The sequence below is a fragment of the Micrococcus sp. HG099 genome, assembly GCF_024723355.1.
Taxonomy (GTDB): domain Bacteria; phylum Actinomycetota; class Actinomycetes; order Actinomycetales; family Micrococcaceae; genus Micrococcus; species Micrococcus endophyticus.
In genome coordinates this window covers 1-6,042 of the sequence record NZ_JANQCJ010000133.1, presented here as the reverse complement: position 1 = coordinate 6,042, position 6,042 = coordinate 1, and the positions used below count along the sequence as shown (strand labels likewise).

The following is a 6,042-nucleotide window of genomic DNA, read 5'->3' as shown; positions in this document are numbered from 1 at the left end:
GCCCAGCACGGGCCAGCCGGCCTGCCGCAGCGCGGCGACGCTCGCCAGCCACCGCTGCCGCGTGCCGTAGGCCGCCAGTGGGGCGTGCGCGGCCCACGCGGCGTCGGCCTCGGCGAGGAGGCGGTGCACGGGCTCGCCCGGCACGTGCCGGTGGATGAGCGCCTTGGGCAGGCGGGCGGCCACGTCCGAGGGGCGCTCGAAGGAGCCCAGCCGCAGGGCGAGCGTCAGGCTGGCGGGCCCGTCCCGGCGCAGGTCCACCCACGCCGCCCGCCGCCCGTCCTCGGAGCAGGTGCCCTCCACGAGCACCCCGTCCTCGGCCAGCCCGGCGCACAGCAGCGCCCACACCGCGGGCACGTCCTCCTCCCGGTACTGGCGCAGCACGTTGAATGCGCGCACCACCGTGGGCGGCCGGGGCACCGGCAGCTCGAAGCCGCCCACCGCCCAGCTCAGGCCCGGCACGCCGCCGGCCCGCTCGCGCGCGCGGGCCACGCGCGCCGGGTCGATCTCCAGTCCCGTCAGCTCCAGGGCGGGGTTCACCGCCCGCAGCCGGGTGAACATCTCGACGGCGGTCACCGGCTCCGCCCCGAAGCCCAGGTCCACGGCCAGGGGCCGGTCCGTGCGGCGCAGCAGGGCGCCGTGGACGTCGGTGAGCCAGCGGTCCACGCGGCGCATCCGCTGGGCCGCGGTGGTGCCGCGGGTGACGTGGCCCTGCGGGCCCCGGACCCGGCCGGGCGTCGTGCTCGCCCTCAGCCGCCGGGCCTTCTCCACCATGGGGGCCAGCCTAGGACAGGGGCCGGGAGGGGCCCGGCGTCGCGCGTCGTCCCGCACGGGCCCGCGCCCCCCCGCGCGGCCTAGGATGGTGACATGGCGAACACCACGTACACGCTGGTCCTGCTGCGGCACGGTCAGAGCGATTGGAACGAGAAGAACCTGTTCACCGGCTGGGTGGACGTCCCGCTCACCGAGAAGGGGCGCGCCGAGGCCGCCCGCGGCGGCGAGCTGATGAAGGCGGAGGGCATCCACCCGGACGTGCTCCACACCTCGCTGCTCAAGCGCGCGATCACCACGGCGAACCTGGCCCTCGAGACGGCGGACCGCCAGTGGATCCCGGTCAAGCGCGACTGGCGCCTGAACGAGCGCCACTACGGCGCCCTCCAGGGCAAGGACAAGGCCCAGGTGAAGGAGGAGTTCGGCGAGGAGCAGTTCATGGTCTGGCGCCGTTCCTTCGACACCCCGCCGCCCGCCCTGGACGACTCCTCCGAGTTCTCGCAGAGCGGCGACGAGCGCTACGCCGAGCTGGGCGAGGACGCGCCCCGCACGGAGGCCCTCAAGAACGTCATCGACCGCCTGATCCCCTACTGGGAGGCCGAGATCGTGCCGGACCTCAAGGCCGGCAAGACCGTGCTGGTGGCCGCCCACGGCAACTCGCTGCGCGCCCTGGTCAAGCACCTGGACGGCATCTCGGACGAGGACATCGCGGGCCTGAACATCCCCACCGGCATCCCGCTCGTCTACGAGCTGGACGAGGACCTCAAGCCGATTACGGCGAACGGCCGCTACCTGGACCCGGAGGCCGCCGCCGCCGGCGCCGCCGCGGTGGCCGCCCAGGGCTCCGCGCACTGACGCGCGCCTGAGGCCCCGCCGCTGATCCGGCGGACACGACGGGCCGGGACCCTCCTGCGGGAGGCGTCCCGGCCCGTCGTGCGTCTGCTGGGCGGCGGCCCGGCGCGGGCCGCGGCGGGTCAGGGCCCGGAGGCCTCCGAGCCGCGGTGGTACGCCCACTCGCCCGTGACCAGGTAGCGGACCTTGGCGGCCACGGAGAGGCCGTGGTCCGTGAACCGCTCGAGGTAGCGCGAGGCGAGGGTGACGTCGGTGGTGGTGGCCGGCGTCGCCGTCCAGTCGGAGGCGGCGATGAAGCGGAACACGGAGGCGTGCAGGGCGTTCACGTCCTCGTTCACGGCGTGGATGCGGTCCGCGTGGGCGAGGTCCTGGGTCTCGAGCAGCAGCACGGTCTCCTCGGCCACGTCCACGGCGGCGTCGCACATGGCGGTGAACACGGGGCGCACGGGGGCGGGGATCACGTGCTCGGGGTAGCGCAGGCGGGTCAGCTGCGCCACGTGGCGGGCGAGGTCGCCCATCCGCTCCAGTGAGGAGCTCATGCGCAGGGTCGCGACGACGGTGCGCAGGTCCGTGGCGACGGGCGCCTGGAGCGCCAGGATCCGCACGGCCTGCTCGTCCAGGGACTCCTGCAGGCGGTCGATCCGGGCGTCCTCGGAGATGACGCGCTCGGCGCCGTGGACGTCGGCGGACTCGAGCGCCTCCTGGGCGTCGATCATGGCCCGATGCACGAGGCGGGCGATCTCGGTCAGGTCCCGTCCCAGGCGCTCGAGGTCGGCGCGGTAGAGCTCGCGCATGGTCTCCTCTCCGCGGCGGCGTCCGTGTGCCGCCGCCCCCGTTCCCCACGGGGCGAACGGTCCATGCTGGCAGGGGCAGGTGAACGGTCCATGAACGCCGGGAGACCGCCGTCTGGCCGGGTTCCGACCGACCGTCGCCGGGCCCCCAGAGGCTAGTCTGGTGCCGTGGATCCCGTCATCATCGGCCTGCTCTGCGGCGCGGTCGGACTGTTCATCGGAGTGGCCTCCATGCTGGCCTTCCGGGCGTCCGAGCGCTCGCGCACGGTCGACCTGGCGGTGGGCGAGCCCACGCTCGCCCCCGGGGCGGCGGAGGTGCTCGCGGTGGTGGGCCGGGCCTACGCCGTGGTGGACGACGTCGACGGCGTCGTGCGCGCCAACCCCTCCGCCTACGCCCTCGGCCTCGTGCGCGGCCACTCCCTCGTGCAGCAGCAGGTCAAGGACCTCACTCGCTCCGTGCGCGCCGAGGGCGTGATCGTGGAGCGCCGCCTGGAGCTGCCCCGCGGCCCGCTCGGCCAGTCCAGCCTCGTGGTGGAGCTGCGCGTGGCGCCCCTGGACGAGGAGTACATCCTGATCCTCGCGGACGACCGCACGGACGTGACCCGCACCGAGGCCATGCGCCACGACTTCGTGGTCAACGTCTCCCACGAGCTGAAGACCCCCGTGGGGGCCATCTCCCTGCTGGCGGAGGCCATCGGGGACGCCGCGGAGGATGAGGAGGCCGTCCGCCGCTTCGCCTCCCGGCTGGGCATCGAGTCCCGCCGGCTCACGGCCCTCGTGCAGGACATCATCGAGTTCTCCCGCCTGCAGGCCAAGGACGTCGTCCAGGACGGGCGGGCCGTGGACCTCAACGCCGTGGTGGCCGACGCCGTGGACCGGCTGCGCCTCACCGCCGAGGACCGCGGCATCTCGTTGCGCGTCGGCGGGCGCGTGGACGCAGTCGTGCACGGGGACGCGGATCAGCTGATGACCGCGGTGCGCAACCTCGTGGACAACGCCGTGCGGTACTCGCCGGAGGGCACCACGGTGGGCATCGGCCTGAGCTCCGCGGACGGGCTGGCCCAGGTCACCGTCACGGACCAGGGGATCGGCATCTCCCCGGAGGAGCAGGAGCGCGTGTTCGAGCGCTTCTACCGGGTGGACTCCGCCCGGTCCCGCCAGACGGGCGGCACGGGGCTGGGCCTGAGCATCGTCAAGCACGTCGTGATCAACCACGGCGGGGAGGTCAGCCTGTGGTCCCAGCCGGGGCGCGGTTCGACCTTCACCATCCGCCTGCCCGAATGGGAGGACGACGGCGCCGCCGTCGACGGCCCCCCGGCCGCCTCCCACGTCACCGAGCGGCGCGGTCACCGCGTGACCGCGTCCGCCGCGTCCCCGCCCCGGAAGGAGTCCAGCGCATGAGCCGCATTCTGATCGTGGAGGACGAGGAGTCGTTCAGCGATCCCCTGTCCTACCTCCTGGAGAAGGAGGGCTTCGAGGTGGCCGTGGCCGCCGACGGCAACGAGGCGCTCGGCGTCTTCGAGCGCGACGGCGCGGACCTGATCCTCCTGGACCTGATGCTGCCGGGCATGTCCGGCACCGAGGTCTGTCGCCAGGTGCGCCAGCGCTCCAACGTGCCGGTCATCATGCTCACCGCCAAGGACTCCGAGATCGACAAGGTCGTGGGCCTCGAGCTCGGCGCGGACGACTACGTGACCAAGCCGTACTCCTCGCGGGAGCTCGTGGCCCGGGTGCGGGCGGTGCTGCGCCGGCAGGGGGAGCCGGAGGAGCTGGCCTCCGCCACCCTGGGCGCCGGCCCGGTGCGGATGGACGTGGAGCGCCACGTGGTCTCCGTGGACGGGGAGCAGGTCTCGCTGCCCCTCAAGGAGTTCGAGCTGCTCGAGATGCTGCTGCGCAACGCCGGCCGGGTGCTGACCCGCGGGCAGCTGATCGACCGCGTCTGGGGGTCGGACTACGTGGGGGACACGAAGACCCTCGACGTGCACGTGAAGCGGCTGCGCTCCAAGATCGAGCCGGACCCCTCGAGCCCGCGGCACCTGGTGACGGTGCGCGGCCTGGGCTACAAGTTCGAGGCCTGAGCCCCGCGGCGCCTCCGGGACGACGACGGCCCCGGCTCCTCCTGGCGGAGGGGCCGGGGCCGTGGCGTGCGGGGTGCGGGAGGGGTCAGTGCTCCACGCCGTAGTGGTGCGTCTCCTCGTCGAGGTGGGAGTCGAGCTCCTCGTCCGAGGGGCTCACGCCCTCCGGGAGCAGGTCGCGGTAGTGCTCCTGGGTGGCGCCGAGCAGCGGGACCTCGAGCTCGGTCTGGCCGCCGTTGCCGGATACGGTGACGGGCAGGAGCTCGCCCACCCAGGCGTCCTGGCGCTCCAGGACGGTCTGGTTGGCGTCATCCTCGAGCTTGAAGGTCTCGCCGGCGGGGACCTGGACGGTGGCGGAGCCGCCGTCCTCGGCCTGGAAGGTGTAGGTCTGGGTCTGGTCCGAGAGGTTCTCGAGGGTGCCGATCAGGCGGGCCGGACCCGAGTCGCCGGCGCCGACCAGGGCGAGGTTGCGGTAGCTGAGGAAGTCCTTCTCCTCGCCGTTGATGCCGTCCGACGCGTCGTACTCGATGGCGGTGGCGATGGGGCTCACGGCGGAGCAGCCGGTGGCGCCCAGCAGGGCGACGGCGGCCAGCGCACCTGCGGCGAGGTGGCGCCGGGCGGGCCGGGATGCGTTCTTCACAGAGGTCTCCTCAGGTGCGGTGACGTCAGGACCCCGAGGCAGGGGGCCTGCGAGGTCAGGCTACCGCATCCGTGCACGGAAGACGCCGCGTGTCACGGCTCCGCGCATTATCACATCCCGGGGCTCGCGGCACGACGGCACTCGCAGCGTGACGTGGGCGCATGATAGAATGAGACGTCTGAAAGGGGCACAACAACATGGTTTTTGAGGTCGGAGAGACCGTCGTCTACCCCCACCACGGTGCTGCGCGGATCGAGGAGATCAAGATGCGCACCATCAAGGGGGAGGAGAAGATGTACCTCAAGCTGAAGGTGGCGCAGGGCGACCTGACCATCGAGGTCCCCGCGGAGAACGTCGACCTGGTCGGCGTGCGTGACGTCGTGGACTCCGAGGGCCTCGAGGAGGTCGTCGAGGTCCTTCAGGCCGAGCAGGTGGAGGAGCCCACCAACTGGTCCCGCCGCTACAAGGCGAACCTGGAGAAGCTGGCCAGCGGCGACGTGAAGAAGGTCGCCGAGGTCGTGCGCGACCTGTGGCGCCGCGACCAGGACCGCGGCCTGTCCGCCGGCGAGAAGCGGATGCTGTCCAAGGCGCGCCAGGTGCTCGTCTCCGAGCTCGCACTGGCCAAGAAGGTCACCGAGGAGGAGGCCGAGGGCATGCTGGACCAGGTGCTCGAGGGCTGAGACCCCGCCGAGCCGCCGCCCGGGCCGAGCACCCAGACGGAGGAGCACCGCAGCAGAGGAGAGGGCCCGCGTCGTGGACGCGGGCCCTCTGCCGTGCCCGGCGCTCCCCGCCCCCACGCTTTCGTGCGGGAGACGGGAGCCTTCCCGCGTACTTTCGTGTGGGAAACGGGACCCTCCCTAGGATGGCCGCATGCCCACCGCCCTCGTGATCGCCGCCGCCGGCGCCGGCACCCGCC

7 protein-coding genes are annotated in these 6,042 nt (G+C 73.1%); 4 read left to right on the top strand and 3 right to left on the bottom strand.

What is annotated here, in order from left to right:
- The coding region (locus NWP10_RS10130) for a class I SAM-dependent methyltransferase (protein ID WP_258300822.1) at positions 1-771 on the bottom strand (771 nt) is incomplete at its 3' end.
- Positions 772-864: 93 nt separating this feature from the next.
- On the opposite strand from NWP10_RS10130, the gene NWP10_RS10125 reads away from it, so the two are divergent.
- Positions 865-1,623, top strand: a complete 759-nt coding sequence (locus NWP10_RS10125) for a phosphoglyceromutase (protein ID WP_258300821.1) — start codon at positions 865-867, stop codon at positions 1,621-1,623.
- Between the two features lie 119 nt (positions 1,624-1,742).
- Here NWP10_RS10125 and phoU read toward each other — a convergent pair whose 3' ends face one another.
- Positions 1,743-2,414 (bottom strand): phosphate signaling complex protein PhoU, encoded by a 672-nt coding sequence (phoU, locus tag NWP10_RS10120; RefSeq protein WP_258300820.1) that lies wholly within the window; start codon positions 2,412-2,414, stop codon positions 1,743-1,745.
- Between the two features lie 165 nt (positions 2,415-2,579).
- On the opposite strand from phoU, the gene NWP10_RS10115 reads away from it, so the two are divergent.
- Positions 2,580-3,812: a cell wall metabolism sensor histidine kinase WalK gene (locus NWP10_RS10115; RefSeq protein WP_258300819.1), complete on the top strand. Its 1,233-nt coding sequence runs from the start codon at positions 2,580-2,582 to the stop codon at positions 3,810-3,812.
- Complete coding sequence (locus NWP10_RS10110) at positions 3,809-4,489, top strand: response regulator transcription factor (protein ID WP_258300818.1); 681 nt, start codon at positions 3,809-3,811, stop codon at positions 4,487-4,489. The genes NWP10_RS10115 and NWP10_RS10110 overlap by 4 nt, the downstream gene beginning before the upstream one ends.
- 85 nt (positions 4,490-4,574) lie before the next feature.
- On the opposite strand, the gene NWP10_RS10105 is transcribed toward NWP10_RS10110, so the two are convergent.
- Positions 4,575-5,126 carry a hypothetical protein gene (locus NWP10_RS10105; protein WP_258300817.1) on the bottom strand — a complete coding sequence of 184 codons (552 nt, stop codon included), beginning with the start codon at positions 5,124-5,126 and terminating at the stop codon, positions 4,575-4,577.
- A 197-nt stretch (positions 5,127-5,323) separates the two neighbouring features.
- Here NWP10_RS10105 and NWP10_RS10100 point away from each other — a divergent pair, with 197 nt between their 5' ends.
- Entirely contained in the window at positions 5,324-5,806 is a 483-nt protein-coding gene (locus NWP10_RS10100) for a CarD family transcriptional regulator (protein ID WP_017488320.1), read from the top strand.
- The last annotated feature ends 236 nt before the right edge of the window (positions 5,807-6,042 follow it).

What these genes read in the sequence shown, in the direction of transcription:
- NWP10_RS10110 (WP_258300818.1), top strand. Translation starts at nt 3,809, where the DNA reads ATGAGCCGCATTCTGATCGTGGAGGACGAGGAGTCGTTCAGCGATCCC.
- phoU (WP_258300820.1), bottom strand. Translation starts at nt 2,414, where the DNA reads ATGCGCGAGCTCTACCGCGCCGACCTCGAGCGCCTGGGACGGGACCTG.
- NWP10_RS10125 (WP_258300821.1), top strand. Translation starts at nt 865, where the DNA reads ATGGCGAACACCACGTACACGCTGGTCCTGCTGCGGCACGGTCAGAGC.
- NWP10_RS10100 (WP_017488320.1), top strand. Translation starts at nt 5,324, where the DNA reads ATGGTTTTTGAGGTCGGAGAGACCGTCGTCTACCCCCACCACGGTGCT.